This window comes from Marinobacter sp. DS40M6, from assembly GCF_028581595.1.
Taxonomy (GTDB): domain Bacteria; phylum Pseudomonadota; class Gammaproteobacteria; order Pseudomonadales; family Oleiphilaceae; genus Marinobacter; species Marinobacter salarius.
Genome location: NZ_JAFCAE010000003.1, coordinates 335,521 through 358,315 on the forward strand (window position 1 = coordinate 335,521; position 22,795 = coordinate 358,315).

At 55.8% G+C, this 22,795-nt stretch carries 11 protein-coding genes; 7 read left to right on the forward strand and 4 right to left on the reverse strand.

All coding sequences use genetic code 11. From position 1 onward, the window contains the following. Window positions 1-15 precede the first annotated feature (15 nt). Window positions 16-2,712: a tetratricopeptide repeat protein gene (locus JJO78_RS09215; protein ID WP_273623440.1), complete on the forward strand. Its 2,697-nt coding sequence runs from the start codon at window positions 16-18 to the stop codon at window positions 2,710-2,712. Window positions 2,713-2,721: 9 nt separating this feature from the next. Next, entirely contained in the window at window positions 2,722-4,221 is a 1,500-nt protein-coding gene (gene xrtA, locus JJO78_RS09220; RefSeq protein ID WP_273623441.1) for an exosortase A, read from the forward strand. 5 nt (window positions 4,222-4,226) lie between these two features. Here the strand turns inward: xrtA and JJO78_RS09225 are convergent, their stop codons facing one another. From JJO78_RS09225 to JJO78_RS09240, 4 genes are all read right to left on the reverse strand, one after another. Then, window positions 4,227-5,114: a formyl transferase gene (locus JJO78_RS09225; RefSeq protein WP_273623442.1), complete on the reverse strand. Its 888-nt coding sequence runs from the start codon at window positions 5,112-5,114 to the stop codon at window positions 4,227-4,229. Between the two features lie 4 nt (window positions 5,115-5,118). Further along, the gene (locus tag JJO78_RS09230) at window positions 5,119-6,255 is read right to left on the reverse strand and encodes a GNAT family N-acetyltransferase (protein ID WP_273623443.1); all 1,137 of its coding nucleotides are present in this window, start codon (window positions 6,253-6,255) and stop codon (window positions 5,119-5,121) included. A gap of 14 nt (window positions 6,256-6,269) precedes the next feature. Continuing rightward, complete coding sequence (locus JJO78_RS09235) at window positions 6,270-7,127, reverse strand: cupin-like domain-containing protein (RefSeq protein ID WP_273623445.1); 858 nt, start codon at window positions 7,125-7,127, stop codon at window positions 6,270-6,272. A 177-nt stretch (window positions 7,128-7,304) separates the two neighbouring features. Beyond that, window positions 7,305-7,946 carry a GNAT family N-acetyltransferase gene (locus tag JJO78_RS09240; protein ID WP_273623446.1) on the reverse strand — a complete coding sequence of 214 codons (642 nt, stop codon included), beginning with the start codon at window positions 7,944-7,946 and terminating at the stop codon, window positions 7,305-7,307. Window positions 7,947-8,154: 208 nt separating this feature from the next. On the opposite strand from JJO78_RS09240, the gene JJO78_RS09245 reads away from it, so the two are divergent. From JJO78_RS09245 to JJO78_RS09265, 5 genes are read left to right on the forward strand one after another with little or no spacing between them, the layout of a single operon-like run. After that, entirely contained in the window at window positions 8,155-14,856 is a 6,702-nt protein-coding gene (locus tag JJO78_RS09245) for a polyketide synthase (protein WP_273623447.1), read from the forward strand. Next, window positions 14,853-19,358: a non-ribosomal peptide synthetase gene (locus JJO78_RS09250; RefSeq protein WP_273623449.1), complete on the forward strand. Its 4,506-nt coding sequence runs from the start codon at window positions 14,853-14,855 to the stop codon at window positions 19,356-19,358. Before JJO78_RS09245 ends, JJO78_RS09250 begins: the two co-directional genes overlap by 4 nt. Window positions 19,359-19,374: 16 nt before the next feature. Continuing rightward, on the forward strand, window positions 19,375-20,118 hold the full coding sequence (locus tag JJO78_RS09255; RefSeq protein WP_273623450.1) for a hypothetical protein: 744 nt from the start codon (window positions 19,375-19,377) through the stop codon (window positions 20,116-20,118). Continuing rightward, window positions 20,115-20,963: a serine aminopeptidase domain-containing protein gene (locus tag JJO78_RS09260; RefSeq protein ID WP_273623451.1), complete on the forward strand. Its 849-nt coding sequence runs from the start codon at window positions 20,115-20,117 to the stop codon at window positions 20,961-20,963. Before JJO78_RS09255 ends, JJO78_RS09260 begins: the two co-directional genes overlap by 4 nt. Continuing rightward, window positions 20,960-22,774 (forward strand): CocE/NonD family hydrolase, encoded by a 1,815-nt coding sequence (locus JJO78_RS09265; protein ID WP_273623453.1) that lies wholly within the window; start codon window positions 20,960-20,962, stop codon window positions 22,772-22,774. Before JJO78_RS09260 ends, JJO78_RS09265 begins: the two co-directional genes overlap by 4 nt. Window positions 22,775-22,795: the final 21 nt, after the last annotated feature.

A 22,795-nucleotide genomic window follows, 5' to 3' on the forward strand; every position in this document is an offset into this window, starting at 1 on the left:
AAAAGGACCAGGGCCATGAAGCCAGTTTCAGCAGTACGTGCCACCCTCCTCTCAGTCGCAATCTCATTCGCTCTCGCCGGCTGTGGCGACAGCAATGAGATGAGCCAGGACGACATCCAGTACCTGAGTCATATTGACCAGTCACGTTTTTTCCAGCGTCAGGGTGAACTCAAGGCGAGCACACTGGAAGCCAGGAGCGCGATCGAGCTTCAACCGGAAAAGATCGAACCGTATTTCCTGATCGTCAACAATCTCCTCAAGGCAGGCGATGCGGCCAATGCCGAACGGCACCTTAACCAGATCCTGGAGCGCCTCCCTGCAGAGCAGATCGATGCAAAGGTTCGGAACCGCGCCAGCCTGATCCTCGCAGAAGCCAATCTGCTTCAGGAAGATTTTGAAGACGCCCTGGCGGCTCTCGATGACATCACCTCCCCGGACCGACCGGTGGAAACCCAGGCGGCACTGCTGGAAGGCCAGATTTACCTGGCATCCAATGAACTTGAAAAAGCCCGCACTGCGTTCAACAGAGCACGGGAAATAGACTCCGGGGAAGTTGAATCGGTGATAGGACTCTCGAAAACAGCGTTCGCCGGCGGCGACGTATCGAAGGCCCGAAAACTGGTCACCGAGGCGGAAGAGGTCGATGAGGCGAATGGTGAATTATGGCTCTGGAAGGCCGAGCTCGCCGCTTCTCAGGAAGAGTGGCAAAAAGCGGAAGATGCCTATATCCGGGCCCTCGAAGACATCGGTCAGTACGATGTAATGACCCAGCGCAAATACGCCACGATTTCGTCCCTTATTCGCGTCCTTAGAGCCCAGGGGAAGCAGTCAGAAGCTTTCGTATACGAAGAAATACTGGCCAAGTCCGCCCCCGGTACGATCAAGAGCAACCTGATGGCCGCCCAGGCGGCAGTGGAACAGGGTGACCTCGATGAGGCCGCGCGCTATCTGGAGGAAGTTCTGGCGCAAGCTCCCAACCATGAGCAGACATCGTTGATGCTCGGCCTTGTCCGGTTCAGGCAAGGCCGGGTAGAGGATGCTGAAAAGCTGCTGGCACCCATCGCAGAAGCGGGAAATTCAGAAACCGCCAGCAAATTACTGGCCGCCGCACGGCTGCAAATGCGAAATCCAGAAGGCGCCCAGGCCATACTCTCGAATCTGGAGGACAAAGACTCCGATCCGGAAACGCTTGCCATGGTGGCCATTGCCACGCTTGCCAGCGGCGACCTGAAAACGGGCGAAACGCTTATGGACAAGGCCCTGGCAAGCAACCCCGACAACCACCAGCTGAGGCTACGGTATGCGACCTACCTCAACCAGCGGGGTGAACATGACCGAGCGATCGCCGAGGCAACCCGGGTTCTTGAAAGCGCCCCTGAGTTGGAGCAGGCACGCAGCGTCATCGTTGAAGCTCAGGCTCGCTCTGGCAACATGGACGAGGCTGTAAAATCCGCCTCTCAGTGGATTAAAGAAGCTCCTGACAGTATCAATGCCCTGATGACCAGGGGAAGCCTTGCAGCCACCGCAGGCAATGTGGACGCGGCCAAAACAGACTTCAACAAGGCCAGGGAGAAAGCGCCAGAATCACCAGCACCGCTGATCGCTCTTGGTAGACTGGCGCTGACTCAGAACGATCAAGCGGAAGCGCAGAAGCAGTTCCGGGCAGCAGTCAGGCTCGCCCCGGATAGCCGCCAGGCGCTTCAAGGGCTGGCGACCGTTCTGGATCGCGAAGAAACCACAGGTTTCATGCGGGAGATTCTCAAAGAGAATCCGGAAGCGACCGGCCCTCGTCTGATTCTGCTTGAGGTTGCCCTCATGGATAACAACCAGCAGGAAGCGGACGATTTAACCGCCTCCCTGCTGGAGCGAAACGAGCAATCGACCCCATCACCCGCAACGCCCTTCGTTGCAGGCATCTATAGCAGCGCAGCAACCGCATTCCAGAGCTCGGGAGAAACAGCCCGGGCGGCCGCTCTCCTTGACCGGGCTCGCGCACTGTTCCCGGACAACCAGGACATCGCTCTTCAAGCCGCTCAACAAGCCTTCAACGAAGGCGAGGAAGACGAAGCGCGGAGAATTATTCAGGAAACCAAGCAGCAACACCCGGAATCTTCTGCGCCCTACGTAACGGAAGCCGCTTACTTCGAACGGCAAAAAGAGTATCAGCAAGCGGCTGAACTCTACCAACTCGCCCTCGACAAGCGCCCCAGCGCCGAACTCGCAAATGGATACGCGACAAACCTGCAACGATCCGGCAAGGCACAGGAAGCACTCTCTTTCCTCGAGTCCGCTCGCAAAACGTATCCCGGCAGTAACCAGCTGCTTCTTACGCTGGCGCTGCTGCAGCAATCCGAGGGCCAGTATGAAAGCGCCAAATCGAATTATGAGACCCTACTTGAAAGCGCACCCGGCAACGTTGTGGTGCTAAATAACCTGGCCTGGATCTATCACGAAAATGGGGACAAGCGGGCAATCGATCTGGCGAAGCAAGCCTACGAGCTTAGCCCTGGCAACGCGGCAGTCGCGGACACCTACGGATGGATCATGCTCAAGGCCGGTAATCATGAAGCCAGTGTACCCATTCTCGAAAAGGCCCATGAACTACAACCGGAGTCGGAAGAAATCGCACTGCATCTGGCAGAGGCGTATCGAAGCGTAGGCAAAAATTCTGCAGCAAGGAAAGTGCTGGAAAAATTTGGTGGCCAGGGATAAAAGGAACTTATGCACACGGTTACAGGATATTCCCGGCAGTACCTGTGGTTGCTAACGGTGCCTTTGCTCGTCTTTGGGCTTTGGGCTGAATGGCAGACCTTCTTTAGCCTCTGGTACGACTCCATCATCTACAACCATGGATTCCTGGTGCTGGCCGGCACCCTGTTTCTGCTTTACCTGAGAAGGGAGTCTCTGGCTAAACTGCGCATCAATGCCTCTCCACTGCCCTTATTCCTGCTGGCCGGTGCCAGTGTCGTCCTGCTGCTGTCTCAGGCAGCGGACATCCGGGTGTTTCGGCTGCTGTTGGTTCCCGTGCTTGTTATTTTCTGGGGTTGGTCCATTTGGGGAAAGGGATTCCTGAAAGCCGCCGGCGGCCCGATTATGCTGCTCATATTCGCGGTACCGGTTTGGGATGACCTGTCTCCCCTGCTCCAGCACATCACCGTTTTCTTCAACAATATCTTCCTTCAGTTGGCCGGGATACAGGCCACCATTAAGGAATTCTACATCATGCTGGAAGTGGGCACCTTCCTGGTCGAGGACGGATGCAGCGGTGTGCGATACCTTATGGTTGCGCTCTTTCTCGCCAGTTTCTACGGGCAGCTCCACTACCGCTCATATATGGCCACGGTCCAGCTTGTCCTCATCTCCGCCTTACTGTCGATGCTGGCCAACTGGATTCGGGTCTTTGGCATTATTGCGGCCGGCCATTACACCAACATGGAAACCTCGCTGGTTGAAGACCATGAACTCTTCGGCTGGGTGGTGTTTGTTATCTTTACCCTGGTCCCCCTCTTCTATATTTCAGCGAGGCTGGACAAACCATCTGAAGATACTGTCGATACGCCAGCCGTAGCAGAAACGTCTGAACACCCACGGTCATCCATCGCCTGGCCGGTCATTGCTTCGGTGCTTATTGTCTGGCCTTCCCTGGTACCGCTCGCCGTTCACGCGAAAACCGAAAGAGTGGCCGCGGAGTGGAACCCCATCCTGCCGGAATCAGTACCGGAATGGCGAGGCCCGCTCAGGCACGCAAACATCTGGCAACCAGACTATCAAAAACCGGACATAGACCTGGGTGGTGTTTACGTATCCGATGACCTACAGCAGGTGCAGCTGCAGATCACCGGCTATCGACTCCAGACTCAGAACAAAGAGCTGATTTATTTCCGCAATCGGCTTTTCGATAGCGATGACTGGACTCTCGTATCCCAAACCACGGAAGAACTGGATATTGATTCTTATCCCAGCCTGAACCGTGTGAACGAAACCATCATCAAGCGCCAGGCAAGCGAAGAACAGATCATCATCTGGTCATGGTATGACATAGGCGACACTCTTACAGACTCGCGTATCGAAGCCAAGATCACCGGTGCCTTCAAAAAGATCACCGGCGACAGCCGCGGCGCGCTATGGGCCCTGGCAGGGCGCTGTGAGGGTAACGAAATTGCTGATTGCGACCAACAACGGGAAGCGTTTGGCCGGTTTCTTGAAAACTCGCGACGTTAATTGACTTAACTCGTTTCCTTTGGAGTGCTGAACTCGTTGATGAGCGCCCCCTTCACCTTCTGGTCGCGCTCGATCTGATTGGTCAGATAATCCGTAATCGCGCCTGTTTCAATCTGGCGCCAGGTGGTGCGCTTGGCCGCGACATGGAACATATTGTGAAGGTAAAGATCCCCCTTCGATTCAAGCTTGGTTCTCGGGCATCGGGACTGCTCGATATCCGAGACCGCACGCACCATCATTTGCACTCCGAGGCGGACCACTTTTTCATATAGGCTGTTAGGGTGATCACCTTCTTCGATGTGTGGCCGGCCCTGGTATACCACATCGCCGTCATCAACCCCCTCAGATACAAAATGCACAGTGGCCCCAACACACTCCGGCTCGCGATTGTGTATCGCCCAGTCTGTCGTAAACAGACCACGGTAGAACTGGGAGAGCCCCCCATGCAGGTTGAGGACGCCATATTTCGGAATCGCAAGCAGATCCGCCCTTAAAATTGAGGCACCACAAACGGCAATCACATCAGGCCGCCGGTCTCGAATCCAGGCCAGGTATCCAGGGTTATTAATCGCATTCACCCCTTGGGTGCGGAGTATTTCGACACCCTCTCCCACCTTCAGAACACGTTCCTCTTCGCCAAAGTCCAGTGAATTCGCTGGATCGTTGTAGGGCTGGCGCGGCTCAATAAACCGCCTGTCCATAACCTCCAGAACCTTGCGAAAGAACTGACCGGGCGTAGACAGGTACTTTATGGCTTTGGTAGCCAGCGAAGAGCGATCTTTCTCCGGTGTCTGATTTTCAACAACAACACCCACTACGTTCAGGGCCTTGGCCAGCTGATTGGCAAAATAGATATCCGACTTGTCAGGACTGACAATCACCAGCGTCCTCATTGATTCACTCTCCTTTCAGTCCGTCGGGACGGCGGCGTTGTTTGGCGCGTTTCCCCAGAAAACGCTTTAATACGGGTATGAGTCGGTATTCAAGCAGGTACAACAGATGAAGTTTTGGGCTACTTCCAAAAAGCTCAACGGTGCAATATGACTGGTACTCTGATGTCCAGTTACTCAGATACCAGTAGTCGTCCGCACAGGTGTAGTACTCTTTTACCAACCCGTTCTCAAATAGTCTCTTCAGTGCCGTGTACTCAAGAACAGAGCCCGGTGAATAGGCTTTATAAGACTCGTCAAAATCAGCACGTATGGGATAAACAATGTCGTCGTACTTGAGGTGAACTTCGAACGCCACCGGGCGCTCTCCATCGCGAATGATCCAGGCCGACAACAAACCGGTAGGCCCAAACGATTCGATCAGATTGTGCAGAAACCGGCGACTTCGTTCATTCGAGCGCAAATCATTGCCAACAGTCGCCTTCCAGCTGTTGGCGGAGATCTCTACCAACTCACGGACGGTGTCCTGATCGGGGCTTGAAATAGTCTCTTCATGGATGGAAAAGCCGGCATTCTTTCCAAACCGGTTCAGTTTATGGTTGAGGCTTTTCTTCAACTTCCTCGGCCGGGACCGGTAAAAGGCCTCCCACGGTTGGTCAATGCGAATAACAGGCGTGTAAAGGCTGGGTTTTTCACCGACCCGATTGTGCCCGGGCATCGAGCGGTCCTGCAGAAAGCGCTTCAGGTCACCGCTCTGGTGTATCTTGAAGAAGAGGCCGATTTCGTCACAACCTACCTTTGTCAGCAACCCCAACACTGCGTCCCTTTCCCGACCAATCACCGCTGAATCAACGACGATGGACGAATAGGGGGTGTGACCGTTGGCCGCAAGCTTCAGGAGTGTTACCGGAACTCCCCGATAACGCTCACGAACCCGAAAAAGTGGCGCAACCCCGACCAAGGCTCCCTCGATATAGACACACCGGAACTCCAACTGCATATTGATCGAAAAGGCGCGCCACCAAGCCTGCAGCCAGGCATGAGTCAATGGTAGAGGAATAGGGTCCAGAGTCGACAGCAACTCGTCCCATTGTGGTCTGATCTGGTTGAATGCCTCCTCCGTTCTGATAACTCTTAGTTCCACAGTATTCGTGTTTCCTAAGCGGCTGCAGACAACTTGTGTTTAACCTTGCGAAGCTGGTCCAGCACATCAATGGCGCGCCGTTTCAGCCAGAAATCAAGCAGTGGTTGTTGTAACCAGTGCCTGACACGGTTCTGCAGCCAAAAGTAGTTGACCGACACGTTGCGACCTTCCGCTTCAATGAAATGCCAGGTGCCGGCGGGAATAAAAAGTGCCTGCCCTTCTTCCAGCCAGCCGGTAATGCCCTTTGCATTGCCCAATTTCGGGAATGCCTCCAGGTCCAGCTTCTGGCAGTCGATCTTGCTGTCCACCACCCGATTCTCCAACAATGCCCGCAAACTGAATGGGCTGTATGGATACATGCAGTCGCTTTGATCCGGCGCAAAGAGAATGAATCGTTTGCGCCCTTCCAACATCATCAGAAGGCTGTGGGTTTCGTCATAGTGCAACAGCGATTTATTTTTCCCGGGCCCAATGTACAGATTCGAGACCCGAAAACGGGATTCAGGCACGAACGCCGGCAACGTGACCGCAACACTGTTTGGCAGGTCCTCGGAAACACCGCGACCTTTCAGCGGCTCAAGCGCATAGCCATTCCCGGTTGTGCGCATCACCTCATCAAAATCCGCCATGGGGATGCGCTCGAAGCCCAGATAATGGTAGATGCCGTCTTCTGACTGTCGCTGTATCCGAATCGATTTAAGCGATTCTCTGAAAAAATCGTAGTTCCAGTCCCGGATGAACGGCAAAGACTCCTCGATGCCACTCAACAACAAAGGCTGACGACGACGGATATAAGGAAGCAATCCGTCCTGTTCAGTGGGAAAGGGAATGGTTTTTATGGATTCCGGCCCGGAAAGATCAAATAAACTCATCGCGACTTCCTGTTTCAACAATCCACAACGCCCCGCATGAATCGCGCTAGTTAAGGTGGACCCTGCTTCTACTAATTCCCTGATTACAAAATTACCATATTCCATGGGCAATAAAGCTGCAAGCACTACCATGTGCACTGTCAACAGACTGGTCCAACCTGATCGATTGCGGGAGAACTAACGTCCTATGCGATCAAACCAGGGCTGTGCCCTACTCACTCTCCACCCCTTGAACGCAACACTGAACAATCCCAAACCAAGCGTTCGGACACTGATGTAGGTAAATCCGAACCGGAAGCCCGCCTTGCCCAGAGCCTTCCTGGATGCGCCGTTGTGAGTATCAACCGCCACGAGTGCCAGGGTCGAGGTAGAGCGATGCACGCTCAAGATCCCATCAAGCAACATCTGGAAGTACCCTCGGCCACGACACTCGGGAATGGTAGCGCAGTCCCAAATGTAGAACGCCCTATCGGGAACGGTCAGATAAAGGTCGTGTAAAATGCCAATGCAGGTGCCCGGCCCAGCCACCCAGCCCCAGGAAACCAGTTGGTTATCAACATGCATCTGGAAAAGTCGATTACCCTGGCGGGTGCGACGCAGAAACTCCTGATCAGACACCGGCAACCCGGGTTCTGTTCCGTCAGCCTCAACAATGCGGGACGGCGCGATAGAGCTTGCATTCCTCGATAACGCCCCATCGACAATGTGCTGCGAGAGAAAGATACCGGACTTTATCTCAACTAAACGGAGAATCCATTGCTTCAGAGGTCGTAACCAACGTTTTTTAACGATGTTTGGAAACAAGGTGTCCTTACTCATATATTTCCACCGGCATCAGGGTTAACTAGAAACTGAAAGCTGTTTCAAATTCCATTTCAATCGAAAAGAAAGACTGTTATATTTTTTTAATGATGAAGGATAGCAAAGCCTAAAAGCCATCGACATTTATGTCCAAGGGTTTTAAAAAAAGCTGCAGCGCCACTTCATTGGATCTTATAGGTACGATTGTCAAACAGGACGTTTTGTCATGACCGCCAGCAGTAGCCAACAAACCGTCATCGCCCGTTTTATTGAAGTCGCTCAGCACCACCCCGGTCGCACCGCCGTAGCGTGGCGAGACAATCAGACCTGGAAGAAACTCACCTATACCGAATTATTCGACAAAGCCCGGAGGATTGCCAGCGAGTTGGCAAGAGCAGGTGTAGAAGAAGGCTCTTCGGTCATACTTCCGTCAGAAAGACACCCCGACTTATGCGCCAACTTATTGGGTGTACTTTTTTGTGGCGCTCATTACGTATTTATTGACGCTAATTACCCAAAAGAACGTCAACATTTCATCACTGAAGCTGTATCTGCAAAGTTTGGAATTAATGCTCCTGGATCTGATTTACTTAATCACCTTGATATTTCATGGATAAATACCCGTAATTCCCCGCAAAGTAACGTGGAAATACCGGATATCCCTGAAAACAGCGAGCGGCCAGCCTATGTCATGTTTACCTCCGGCTCGACCGGAGAGCCCAAAGGTGTGGTGGTACCCGACCGCGCAATACTTCGGCTGGTCACCAGCACCGATTTCATATCATTTTCACCAGAGCAGACGTTCCTTCAGTTATCAGCCCTGAGTTTCGATGCTTCCACGTTGGAACTCTGGGGCCCCCTACTCAATGGTGGCACCTGCGTACTACACCCAGAGACCGGCGTACTGACACCCAATTGCATCCGGGACGTTATCCTGGAGCGTGATGTCAGCACTCTATGGCTTACTGCCTCGCTGTTTAACACGTTCATCGCCGAATACCCTGACTACCTCAAGCCTGTTAAACAGTTATTGACAGGAGGCGAAGCGCTTTCAGTGCCACATGTGAGGAAAGCACTCGAACACCTGCCCAACACTGCCCTGTTCAACGGCTATGGGCCCACCGAGAATACAACGTTTACCACCGTATTCCCGATACCCAGGCCTCTGCCGGAAGATATCAAGCGAATTCCTATTGGGTTTCCCATTCCCGGTACCCAATGTGCTCTTGTCGATTCAGAGCTGAACATTCTTGAGGGTCCAGATCAGACCGGTGAACTCATTGCCTTCGGCGATGGCCTCGCACTGGGTTACCTCAACAGGCCGGAATTGACCGCTGAGAAGTTCATTCAGGTGAAAGCCAATGACGGCCGGTCGCGAACCGGCTACAGGACAGGCGATCTGGGGCAACTCAACGACGATGGTAGCTACGATTATTTAGGCAGAATAGATAAGCAGGTTAAAATCGACGGGCACCGCATCGAGCCAGGCGAAATTGAGTACCAATTGAACAACCTTGAGTTCGTCACAGAGGCTCGGGTCGTTGTTCGAATTGGACCACAAGGACAGAAGCGACTCGCCGCCTACCTGGTGTCGGAATCGGGCTTCAGCACACAATCCGTCCGCCAGGCGTTGGCTGAGGTTGTCCCGGCCTACATGATTCCCCACTTTATTGTCCAGGTGTCCGAATTGCCGAAGAACAAGAACGGCAAACTGGATGAAGCCCGCCTTCCGGACCCATACGCTACGGCGCCAAAAGACGCCCCACAGGCCTCCAGAGTCACCAAGGACCGCATCCAGGAAAACTGGAACACCATACTGAACCGCCCGGTCGAAGATACCGACAACTTCATGGATGCCGGCGGCACCTCACTAGAAGCCCTGAAACTCGCAACCCTGCTGGAACGCACCTTTGAGGTTGAGCTCAGTGCCACGTTTGTGTTCGAGCACCCGACGATCCAGCAGCAAGCGAATTTCTTTGCAACCCGTTCCAATGCTGATGACACTGAAGCATCGGCACGGCGCGGCGACAGGAACAACAACGAGTTTGCCATCATTGGCATGGCCTGCCGCTTTCCCGGCGCCAACAATCTGGAGGAATACTGGCAGAACCTACTTGCGGGCAAGGAAACCGTCAGTTTCTTTACCGATGACGAACTGAGCCCCGACGTCAGTGCAGAAGAACGCTCCAATCCCGCGTATGTAAAAGCCAAGGGTATTGTCGAGGGTTACGACCGCTTTGACGCCAAGTTCTTTGGTATCTCACCGATAGAAGCCCGGGTGATGGATCCGCAGCAGCGTATTCTCCTGGAACTGAGCTGGCACGCCCTTGAGGACGCCGGCATTCCTCCGGGCGATGCCCAATACCGCACCGGCGTGTTCGCTGGTATGAACTGGGCTCGTTATTACCAGCAGTATGTTCTGCCAAATAAGGAGATTATTGATAGCTACGGTGTTCTCAACTGTGGTCTCGCCAACGAGCCCGACCTGCTGAGCACCCGCATCTCCTATAAGTTGAACCTGAAGGGCCCAAGCATCAACGTCTTTACGGCGTGTTCCACGGGACTCGTCGCAGTGGCACAGGCCTGTGAAGCGATCGACAACGGCCAATGTGAGCAAGCCATCGCCGCAGGTGTGTCCATCTCGACGCCAGTGAAGCGCGGGTACGCCTACCAGGAAGGCAGCATGCTCTCGAAAGATGGCCATTGCAGACCTTTCGACCAGGACGCCACGGGAACTACGTTCAACGACGGTGCCGGCGCCATCGTCCTGAAACGTCGAGACCTGGCGGAACGGGATGGCGACACTATCTACGCCGTCATCAAAGGCTATGCAGTAAATAACGACGGCGAACAGAAGGCCAGCTTCACCGCACCCAGTGTGGCCGGCCAAGTGGCTGTTTATAAGGATGCCCTTGCCCGCGCTGCCATCGAACCTTCCTCCGTCGGTTTCATTGAAACCCACGGCACTGCGACGCCACTGGGCGACCCCATTGAAGTGTTGTCACTGAGGCGCTGTTATTCCTCAGAGAATACCCGGGAGAAAACCTGCGCGATCGGTTCTGTTAAATCCAACATCGGGCACGCCATCCATGCCGCCGGCCTGGCTAGCCTGATTAAATCCACTCTGGCCGTCCGTGACAACAAGATACCGCCCACATTGTTTTTCCAGACCGCAAACCCGAAGCTGGAACTGGAAAAGTCCCATTTTTACGTCAATACGGCAGTGGAGGCCTGGAAGTTGCCCTCCCCCCGCCGGGCGGCAGTTACCTCTCTTGGTGTGGGCGGTACCAATGCCCACGTCATCCTGGAGGAATACGTTCCCGGAAAGGCGCCCGAGCTGCCTAAAGAGATCACTCCAGAGCGCCGTTTCCCGATACTGCTATCGGCCAAGAGCAAGCCCTCACTGGAGCGACAGATCGCCCGATATTGCGACTACTTCAGCAACCGGAAGGATGCCCTGCTGTCGAATGTGTCCCATACCTCGATCCATGGTCGCAAGCACTTCGATCATCGGGCGATCGTGTTCGGCGGTGACCTGCCCTCCACCATGGAGAAACTCGGCCAGGGTGTATCCTTCGCCAAGGGCCAGGCTGGTAACAACCCCAACCAGAGTGTCGGTTTTATGTTCTCTGGCCAGGGTACCCAGGCCAGACATATGGGCAAGTGGCTGTATGAGAACGCCAGCTCTTATCGGGAGACCTTTGATCGCGGTTGCAAGATCGTACTGAAAACCAGTGGGGTGGACATACGCGGCATCCTGTTCGCCGAAGGCGACCAGAATGCCGATGACAATCTGGTCAACCAGACTTCCTTCGTGCAACCGGCCCTGTTCCTGCTCGAATTCGGACTGGCAAACTACCTGGAAGAGCATGGCGTTGCGCCCTCGTTTCTGATCGGGCACAGCATTGGCGAATTCGCCGCCGCTGCCCTTGCAGGCATCTTCAGCTTTGAGGACGCCGTGGCTCTGGTTGCCACCCGGGGCGCCCTCATGCAACGCATGCCGGCCGGAAAAATGCTCATTGTGCGGTCAAACCCGGATGACATCGAAGAACTCGTTGGCCAGCGGGCTGAGGTGGCTGCGGTGAATGCGCCTGGCCTTATGGTGCTCTCGGGTGAGCAGGAGGCCATCAAGGCGATCTCCGCCGAATTGTCCGACCGGAAGATCGCCAGCACTATCCTGCAGACCAGCCATGCGTTCCACTCGTCGATGATGGACCCCATTGTTCCCGAGTTCGAAGCATTCGTATCCACGATTCAACGGCAGGCGCCCTCCATCCCTATCTATTCAACCATGACGGGCGCACTGCTGACGGATGAGGAGGCGATGTCGCCCCGGTACTGGTCGCAACAGCTCAGAAACCCGGTGCTGTTTTCCAGCGCGTTGCAGGCTCTCAGCCTCCGTCATGAAAACGATGGCGAACGAATCAGTCTCCTGGAAGTCGGGCCCGGCAACACCCTGGTCAACCTGGCGAATAGCCACCGGGAGCTTGAAGGTATTCACGCCTATCCCGCTCTCACCAGCAAGGGCACCGACGAGAACGCGGAAGATGACATTTACCGAAGTATTGGCCAGCTCTGGGTCGATGGGCACGCCCTGGACTGGAACCGTTACTTTGAGGGGCTGTGGGTTTGCAAGGAACGGCTCCCGGGCTACGCGTTCTCGGACGACTCGTTCTGGCTCGGCCCGGTCAACAACGACCCCGCAAACATGACCAACAGCGTCGCCCCTTCAACCGCGGCAGCTTCGCAACTGTCTCATCTGGCTAATCCGGCAACCCCGGTTACACAGGACGTTAAAATGGACTCAAAACAGCATTCCGAAAAAATCCGCGCCGATGTCATGGCCATCATTGAAGACGTGTCGGGGTATGAACTGGGCGACGCAGACCCGGCCTCACACTTCAGTGAGGTTGGTCTGGATTCGTTGTTGCTCACCCAGGTCGCGACTGCATTGGAGCGGCAGTTTAAACTCGGGATCACATTCAGACATCTTGTGGAAGAATACACCTCCCTGGAATTGATCTCGGAGTTCATTGCCTCCCAGGTTGAGCCCGAGGTCGTCACCCAGGCCGCACCACCGTCTCAGGAGGCAGCTGGTCAGCCTCAGCCTGCTGATGGCAGCCAAATGTCCATGCCCTCCGGTGTTGATTTCAGCACTGCAATGCCCACTTCCGGTGGCCATATACAGGATATCGTGAATGCGCAGTTGCAGATTATGCAGATGCAACTTCAGGCCCTTGGGCGACAGGGGGCTTCAACGGCGCAGAGTGTTCCGCAAACCCAACAGGCAGCCGCATCCACGCCAGCGCCCGCTGCCGCTGCCGCTGCCGCTGCAAACAAGGAGCGGGCAAGCGCCAACGAGAGCGCCGACGACACACCCAGTAAACCGGCCCACACCCCTGGCACTCGTATCACACGGGAGAAAACCAATACCGAAGTCACCTCCGCACAGCGGGAATGGATTGACCGGTTGATGACGAAATACCAGGAAAAATACGCAGGGTCCAAGAGCTACACGCAGAAGCACAGGAAACACCTGGCCGATCCGAGAAGTGTTTCCGGCTTCAATCCGGGCTGGAAAGAAGTCATTTTCCCGATTGTCACGGTGGAGTCGAAAGGATCGAAACTCTGGGATATCGACGGCAACGAGCTTATTGATACCTCCAACGGCTTCGGCCCGATTCTGTTCGGGCATTCACCGGACTTCATTTCCAACGCTGCCAAGGCCCAGATTGACCGCGGCGTGGAAACCGGTCCGCAATCCCCTTTGGCGGGAGAAGTCGCTGAACTCTTCTGTGAACTTACCGGTAATGAGCGATGCACCTTTGCCTGTACAGGCTCTGAGGCAAACGTGGGCGCTCTCCGGGTTGCCCGCACGGTCACCGGGCGCACCAAGGTCGTGGCGTTCGAAGGCTCCTACCACGGCATTCACGATGAAGTGGTCATGCGGGTCGGTAAAGACCACAAGGCTCTTCCCGCCGCACCAGGAGTGCCCAGGGAAGCAACTTCAAACATGATACTCCTGCCCTGGGGCGAGCAGAGCAGCCTGGATGAGATCCGAAAACTGGGTGACGAGATCGCCGCTGTACTGGTGGAACCGGTGCAAAGCAGGAAGCCCCAGTTCCACAGCAAGGAATACATCCAGGAAATCCGCAGGATTACGAAAGAAAACGGCGTCGCGCTGATCCTCGATGAGGTAGTGACCGGCTTCCGCGTTGGCCCCGGCGGTATTCGCAAACGCTTCGATGTTGATGCCGACATGATGACCTACGGCAAGGTCGTCGGCGGCGGCTATCCCATCGGCATTATCGCCGGCAAAGCCAAGTACCTGGACGCGATGGACGGGGGCTATTGGGAGTTTGGCGATGATTCCATCCCCGAGCAGGGTGTGACCTTCTTCGCCGGAACCTTTGTGCGGCACCCGCTGGCCCTGGCAGTTGCCAAAGCGGTACTTACCAAGATCAAGGAAGACGGCGATTCGATTTACCCGGCGCTGGAAGAAAAAACCACCGCCATGGCCAGGGAAGCCAAGGCCTTCATCGAGCAACTGAAGTCCAATGTCAGCTTCGAGGAGTTTGCCTCGCTGTTCTACATTTCCATTCCCCCGACGTCTCATTGGGGGCACCTGTTGTTCCTGTCGATGACGCTCGACGGCATCCACATCCAGCAGTACCGCCCAAACTTCCTGACAACCCAGCACTCCACCGAAGATGTGAAGAAAATACTGCAGGCGTTCAAGTCGGCCCTGGCGAACCTCATCGTCAACGGCCTGCTCGAGGGCGACCAAGTGGCGGCCAAGAAGTATCTGAGTGGCAACAGCAGCATTCCCGCAGGTGCCAGGCTGGGAAAAAATGAGAAAGGAGAGCCCGCTTACTTCATTGAAGACCCTGACAATAAAGGCGCATATGTGGAGGTGGGCCGCCCATGAGTTCCGCCAGCTTCAATCCGTTCGCCGGTGGTGAACTGTTGCGGGTTGCTCCCGCAACAGGGCCGCAAAGGGAAATCATCGCCTCTGCCCAGCTTAGCGACGTTGCCAACACCGCCTTTAACGAGGCCGTATCCGTTAAGCTTTCCGGCAATCTTGATGCCAATCTGCTCCGCCAGTGTTTTGATGACCTTATCGCAAAGCACGATATTCTGAGGGCAACGTTTTCCAGGAACGGCACGGAAATCTGCCTGCACGACACCTCCACATTCCAGCTGGAGGTGGAAGACCTCAGTGGCGGCACTCCGAGCGAACAGGAAGCTGCCATTAGAGATCTCTGGAAGAACATCGCCATCTCCCCCATGAATCTGGAGGAAGGCCCTCTCCTGTTCGCATGGCTGATGAAGCTCGACAGCAACACCCACGAACTGGTGCTGGCCGCCCATCATATTGTCTGTGACGGCTGGTCAATCGGACTGATGCTGACCGAACTGGCCGAATCCTATGGCAGTCAACGCGCTCAATCGGACGACAGCGGAGCGGATATCTCCTTCTTCGATTACGCGGAAATGGTGGATTCCAAAGAAATCAGCAACATCGACAACGACTACTGGAGCGATCGTTTTGCCGAAGTGCCGCCAAACCTGGACCTGCCCCTGGATTACCCGCGGCCCCATTTTCGAACCTTTGAGGCGACGCGGCTGGATTACCGAATAGACCCGGAGCTTGCCAAACGCCTGCCCAAGACAGCAGCCGCTATGAAAGTCAGCATGGTGAACATGGTGTTGGCGAGCTATTTTGTGCTGCTGCATCGCCTGACATCCAGCGACGACATCGTGGTGGGGCTCCCCGTTGCAGGCCAGGCCACACAGAACCGACTGAAGCAGGTTGGCCACATGGTTCACCTGCTGCCAATCCGGGCCCAACTGACCCCGGACACGCGGTTTTCTGAGCTGTGCAAACAGGTCAAGTCCGAAGTGCTCAATGCCTCCGAGCATTCAAACTTCACGTTCGGCAAGCTCATAGAAGCGATCAACGTCGACCGCACCCGTGTTCCGCTGATCAATACCATATTCAACATCGATCAGCCCCTGGAGTCCATCCAGTTCGGCGATATAGAAGGCAAAGTCCGGACCGTGCCCCGCGCAGCGGAGAACTTCGAGATGTTCCTGAACATCCTGCCGTCGTCCGACAGCCTCACCATCGAAGCCACTTACTCCACGGCATTGTTCAGCGAGGCCACCATCGTGTCCTGGCTTGAGGCCCTGGAAAGGATACTGGCGACCGCCACGGCGGATGTTGAGATTGCCGTGGGTAGCATTGCCCTCGCGGAACAGGAACCGAACGTGGTTCAGCGCGCCAACGACACCCAGCGCGACATGCCCCATGGAACGGTCATCGACGCCCTGCAGCACCATGTCTCAGCCACGCCCGATGCCTTCGCATGCGCTTTCGGTGACCGTAGCTGGACCTACCCGCAGCTCGATGAACGCAGTAATGCCGTGGCCGCCAGCCTTGCCAACCAAGGTATTGCGGCCGGCAATACGGTGGCGGTCTGTGTCGAGCGCTCGGACGCTGCCCTGGCCGCTATTGTCGGCATCCTCAAGCTGGGTGCGATTTACCTGCCCCTGGACCCGGACTTTCCGGAGGCTCGATTGCAGTACATGATTGAGGACTCGGAAGCTTCCGCTGTCATCGTCGACTCACAGACGCCTGCGGCCATCGCCGGCGTGAACCTCCTCAAAGTCGATATCAATGAGGCAATTGAACCGGCGTCAGCCGAAGCGTCCCCCGTGCCACCGGTAAGAATCGACCCGGAGCAAACGGCCTATATTATCTACACCTCCGGCTCCACCGGAAAACCCAAGGGCGTGCTGGTTCCTCACCGGGCTCTGATTAACTTTCTTGAGAGCATGTCGGACAAACCCGGTTGCACAGCCAATGACCGGCTTCTGGCGGTCACCACCTTCTCCTTCGACATCTCCTTCCTGGAGCTTTTGTTACCCCTGACTCAGGGCGCCACAACCGTGATCGCCGACAAGGACAGCGTAAAGGACGGTGAAAAACTGCGCCGGCTGATTCTCGATCACCAGATATCAATCATGCAGGCAACCCCGGCAACCTGGCGCATGCTGCTGGATACCGACTGGCGGCAGGATGGGGTCAGGATGAAGGGGCTCTGTGGCGGGGAACCACTGCCCCAGGATCTGGTGCGGGATCTGCTCGGGTGCCTGGACGAACTGTGGAATATGTATGGTCCGACGGAAACCACCGTCTGGTCCACTTGCCACCCATTGCGCCTGACCGACAAACTGATCTCCATCGGCAAACCTATCCACAATACCCAGGTGCACATTCTTGACCGGGAACGCAATCCGGTGCCCCTGTCCTGCCCTGGCGAGCTGTACATCGGCGGCCTTGGGCTGGCAACGGGCTACCACAATCGGCCCGATCTCACCTCAGAGAAGTACATTGACCATCCCCTCCACGGAAGGCTGTATGCCACCGGAGATCTGGCGAAATGGACTCCCGATGGCAACCTTCAGCATCTGGGCCGCATGGACGATCAGGTGAAGGTTCGCGGCTACCGCATTGAATTGGGTGATATTGAGTCCGCCCTCGCCGCCTGCGCTGACATTAAATCCGCCTGCGCGTATGTCTGGGAACTGGCACCGGGCGACGCACGCATCGTTGGCTGTGTGGTTTCGGAATCCGGAGACGTGCCCAATGTGGTGAGCATCCGCAAGGAACTTCGAAAACTGCTGCCAGCGTACATGATCCCTCAATACATCATTGCCATCGATAGCATACCCCTGAGCCCTAGCGGCAAGATGGACCGGCGGCGCCTGCCCAAACCGGAACTTCGAGAGTCCAGTATTCTCAAGGCCTCCGCCTTGGCAAACCAGACCGAAGAGATGCTTGCCGATGTCTGGTCCGACGTACTCAATTCCAAGTCCCGGATTGTACGCGAGGACAACTTCTTCAGCCTGGGCGGGCACTCATTGCTCGCGCTGCAGGCCATCCGCAGGATAGAGAGCCAGACCGGCATCAAACTGACCCCGGAAGACATCGTCGGGCTCAGCCTGAGTGAAATCGCCGAGAAAGTCTCCCACAGCACGCCGGCCTCCGCCGGGCACGAAGACTCACCGGCGGATCTGCCCACGGCCCAGCGGCGCTTGCTGAGCCATGAACAGACCCGGCTGCTGCTGCGGCAGCTGTCCTACCCGGACAACGTGTGTAACAACCTGCCCGCGTCCTGGTTCCTCGAAGGCAACCTTGATATTGATACGTTCACCCGTAGCCTGATCAAGGTTTTCGAGCGCCAGACCGCGCTGCGAACGGTCATTACCCAGGTGGATAGCCGCTACCAGCAAGGCATCCTGCCAGTGAAGCAGGTCCCCGTACTCGATGTTGTGGACCTAACCGGCGAGGATAACCCCGAGCAAACGGCGCTGAAACGCTCACGGGACCTGGCGTTCAAACCCTTCAAGGTGCTCGACCGGCCGCTGTTCCGCTCCACGCTGTTTGTGCTGGGCGATGCCCGCTACCACTACGTGTTCGTGCCACATCAACTGGTCTTCGATGGCTGGTCGTTTGATATCTTCCTCAAGGAACTGGAGGACGCCTATCTGGTACAAAGCAATACGGAACGGGAAAAGGCCAACAAACTGGCGTTCGAGTTCCGGGATTACGCTGAGTGGTCAATTGAAAAAGGTGCGTCGACAGAGGATGTCGATTACCACAGGGCCAAGATTGCCGGCGTCCTGGAATCCGGGGCCCGCGAGAACGAGAACGACGCCAAACCCAACCAATGTGCCCGGGAGACCCTGAACTTCCCGGAAGCAAGCCTGGCGATGGTGGAAAAGGTGGGTAATGAACTCGGGCTCAAACTTCACGAGATCCTGTTCTGCCTGTTCGCGGAGACCATCTCCCGGTCGCACAAAGACAACCGTATTGTACTTGGCGTGCCCACGTCCGGCCGTCAACGCGCCGACGTGATCAACCTGATAGGCAGCTTTGTGACCACCATTCCCTGTTTGCTTCAGGCGCCATCATCCAGCTTCCGGGAACGCATTGCCAGCCTGGGCGACCAACTCAGGGAAACACTGGATCATCAGACGGTGACCTACGCTGATATCGTCCGTAACACGCCTGCCGAGAGGGAGCTGTTTCCGGAATTTGTCCAGGCCAGCTTTGCTTTTCAGGACATCCGCAACCGGCCAACCTCCATTGCCGACCTGGCGCTCAGGCAACTGGACCTGCCCCGACTGAACACCGAGTACCCGGTGGAATTCTGGGTGCGGATCCAGCCTGGTGGTTTCATTGGCGTGTTTGACTACAACGAGGCTTCTGCTGATTCAGAGACGGTACAGTCGCTCAAGGAGACCTTTGCCGGACTTGTTGCGGACCTTGAAAGACTTATCAATGAGGCGCCCTCAGAGCCAAGCCAGTCAAAAACACCGGTCGCCAAGAAGCCGTTCTGGAGGAAGCTGTTTCAGTCATGACGGGAAGTAACGGGCAATGATAGAACCTTTTTTCTTTGATAACAGCCGCCTGTTCGGCTGCTATTCGTCTGCGACGGACCCCAATGCAGAAAAAGTCGTGGTTGTGTGCCCGCCGCTTTTTGACGAGTACCGGCGCACTTACCGGGCCTTGTCGGAATTGTCCGTGGCCATTTCCGAGCGCGGGAATCATGCGTTTCGCTTCGACTACTACGGAACGGCAGAATCCCAGGGACTGCTGTCCGAGGCAACGATAGAAGTCTGGTTGTCCGATATCCAAAAAGCGATTGATGAAGCCATCGCTGTCTCCGGTGCCAACCATGTGGTGTTATTAGGCGTGCGGTTTGGTGCAACGCTGGCGGCACAAATTAACCATGCCTCCGTAAAGGAATTCCTTTTCTGGGATCCAGTGCTGTCCGGAGAACGCTACGTTGAGTGGCTGAATGAGATCGATGCCATCCTGCGCAAGCGGCATCAGTCAGCGGCACGCGAGAACAATGTTCCCTTCGAAAACATAGAGTACAGGAACTTCGACCTTCCCTCAGGGCTGGTAACCGGCATACGCGAACTGGCTATTCCCGAGAGTACCCTGAACAACCCCGACCTGTGCTTCACCGTCTCAACCGATCCGGAATTCTGCAAAAGCTCAGGACTAAGCAACTGCGCCTATCCCGGCCTCAGCTACGATTGGCCGTATTACCACGACGGCGTAATCACCCAGAAACCGGTACTCGAAGCATTACTGGACAGGGTATTCGCATGATCAAGGAACGGATATTCACCTATGGGGAACACCAGCACGGCATTGGCGTTCTCTCCGAGCCTGAAGACACCTTCAACAGCCCCATTGTGGTGCTGCTGAACGCCGGCCTGTCCCACCGGGCGGAGCCCTATCGGCTGAATGTACTGCTCGGCCGCCAACTCGCGGAACTGGGTTATATCGCGTTGCGGGTGGACCTGTCTGGCAAGGGGGACTCCCCAGCCCACGAAACCATGACCAACCGGGAATCAGTGGCCCTCGACTGGTCATTCATGAAGAAATCCCTCGAAAAGCTCTATGGCTCCAGGCCCCTGCTGATCTTCGGTTTGTGTTCAGGTGCCGACAACGGCATCAAACTCTGCGCCCAGGACCCATCCATCAAGGGGCTTATCCTTCTGGACCCGGTGTCCCGGCAGGACGAAGGTTTCGCGAAGAGAGAACTGTTCCGGAAACTGACCAATCCAAACAAATGGTTGAATATCCACAAGATTGTCTCCCGCCGGCTGAAACAAAATACCAGTGGGGAGCGATCGCTGCTCAGTTCCCCCATGGACTTGCGGGATGAGCCCAATGAAGACGATATGGACCGTTGCTTCGAGAGCCTGGTGGAGAAAGATGGCCGGGTGCTGGCCGTGTTTACCAGCCAAACCCTCTACCACTACAACAAGCTTGGCCAGTTCGCCTCTGCCATGGGTATCAAAGGCCTTGAACCCATTATCGAGGAAGTCTTCTGGCCCAATGCCAAGCACATCTTCTCCATCGAAGTGCACCGACAACGCCTGATCGGCACCATTACAGACTGGGCCAATAAACAACTGGATCATTTGAAGACCCTGAAACCGGAATGAAATTCGTCCTGATCACCAGTTCGCTGATCCTGATTGCCATCCTTGCCGTGCTCGGCTATCGCGCAGACGACGTAAAGCTATGGCTGGGCGATGTCACCATGCCCATGCGCGAAAACATGCAACGGGCCCGCAATGTCATGGTTCCCATGCGCGACGGTGTGAAGCTTGCAACAGACGTATACCGGCCGCTTGGAAACAAACGCCAACCGGTTATATACATTCGCACCACCTATGGCGGCATCGAATTCAGCACCGTCCGGCACTTCGTCAGACACAACTACGCCGTGATCGTACAACATGTCCGTGGCCGGTTTTACTCAGAGGGTCGTTACAAGAGCCCCTACTGGACTGCAAAGCAAGACGGCTACGACACCATCGAATGGTTGGTTGAACAGCCCTGGTCAACCGGCAAAATCGGAACATTTGGATGCTCCTACCTGGGTGAAAGCCAGATCATTCTTGCCGCGGCCAACCACCCGAATCACATCGCCATGATTGCGTCCGGCGCCGGCGGTGCCGCCGGCAAGGTCAAGAACACGTTTGGCTATTTTGGCGTGTTCGAAAACGGCGTGTTGAACCTGGCTTCTTCATTAGGGTGGTTCACCGCTGAGGGCGCAAAGGATTTCAAGGTAACGCCACGCCCCGACGATTACGAAGAGCGAATGCGTACCTATATGACCCACCTGCCCGTTTCCGGGATTGCAGACAAGATCGTTCCCTACGAAACCGGCTTCGATGACATTATTCGCCACCCCTTAACGGACGACTGGTGGGACGAAGAAGGCTACACCCACCCGGCCGACGAGTTCTCGGTGGCCACACTGCATATCAACGACTGGTTCGACCAAACGGCCCATAACACCTTCAAGCTGGCCGAACACATGGCAGAGAACGCCCGCCATCCCCGAGCGAAGTCCCAGCCTGTACTGATCGCACCAGGCGTGCATTGCGGCGCCGGAAAACTGAAGCCCGGGGAAGTCACCATTGGTGAGATGTCGTTTGATTACGCCGGCAAAGATTTCCGGCAAACCTACATCGACTGGTTTGATCATTGGCTGAAAGACGAACCAACGGACCTGCCACCCGATTTCGAGTATTACTCGATCCATTCCGGGGAATGGAATACCTCTGAGCAGTGGCCGCCTGCCGATGCCAGCGACCAACGCCACTATTTCATGCCGGGCAATCGCCTGGTAAAGGAGACGAACCTAAACAGCGAGCCTGAGCAAAGTGGCCCGTTGTATGAAGAGTTTACCTACGACCCTTTAGATCCCGTCCCCACCCTCGGCGGGCCAATCTGCTGTACTTACAGGCCGGAAGATAAACCCGGGCCGCTCGACCAGAGGCCACTGAAGTCACGTCAGGACGTGTTGGTTCACGCAAGTGACCCACTGGAGCAGGACATGGAGTTGGCTGGCAATGCCAACGTTGTCCTCTACGTGTCGACCAACGCCCAGGATACGGATTTTACCGTCAAGATGGTCGACCAGTACCCGGATGGCAGGGCCTTTAACCTCCAGGATGGCGTCGTCCGCCTGCGTTACCGGAACGGTATCGACAACCCAAGCCCCGTCGAACCGGGCCGCATCTATCGGGTTGAACTGGAAATGAGGCCCATTGCCTATCGCTTCCGGAAAGGACACCGGCTCGAGTTCCACATTTCAAGCAGCAACTTTCCACGCCTGGCGCGGAACCTCAACACCGGCAAAGACGAATATAGCGATTCGGATACGTTTGTCGCCACCAACAGAGTTTACTTTGGTGGAGACACCCCGTCCTCCGTAGCATTGTCCATAAAAACATCGGAATAGACTCACTGGCGCAATCCGTTG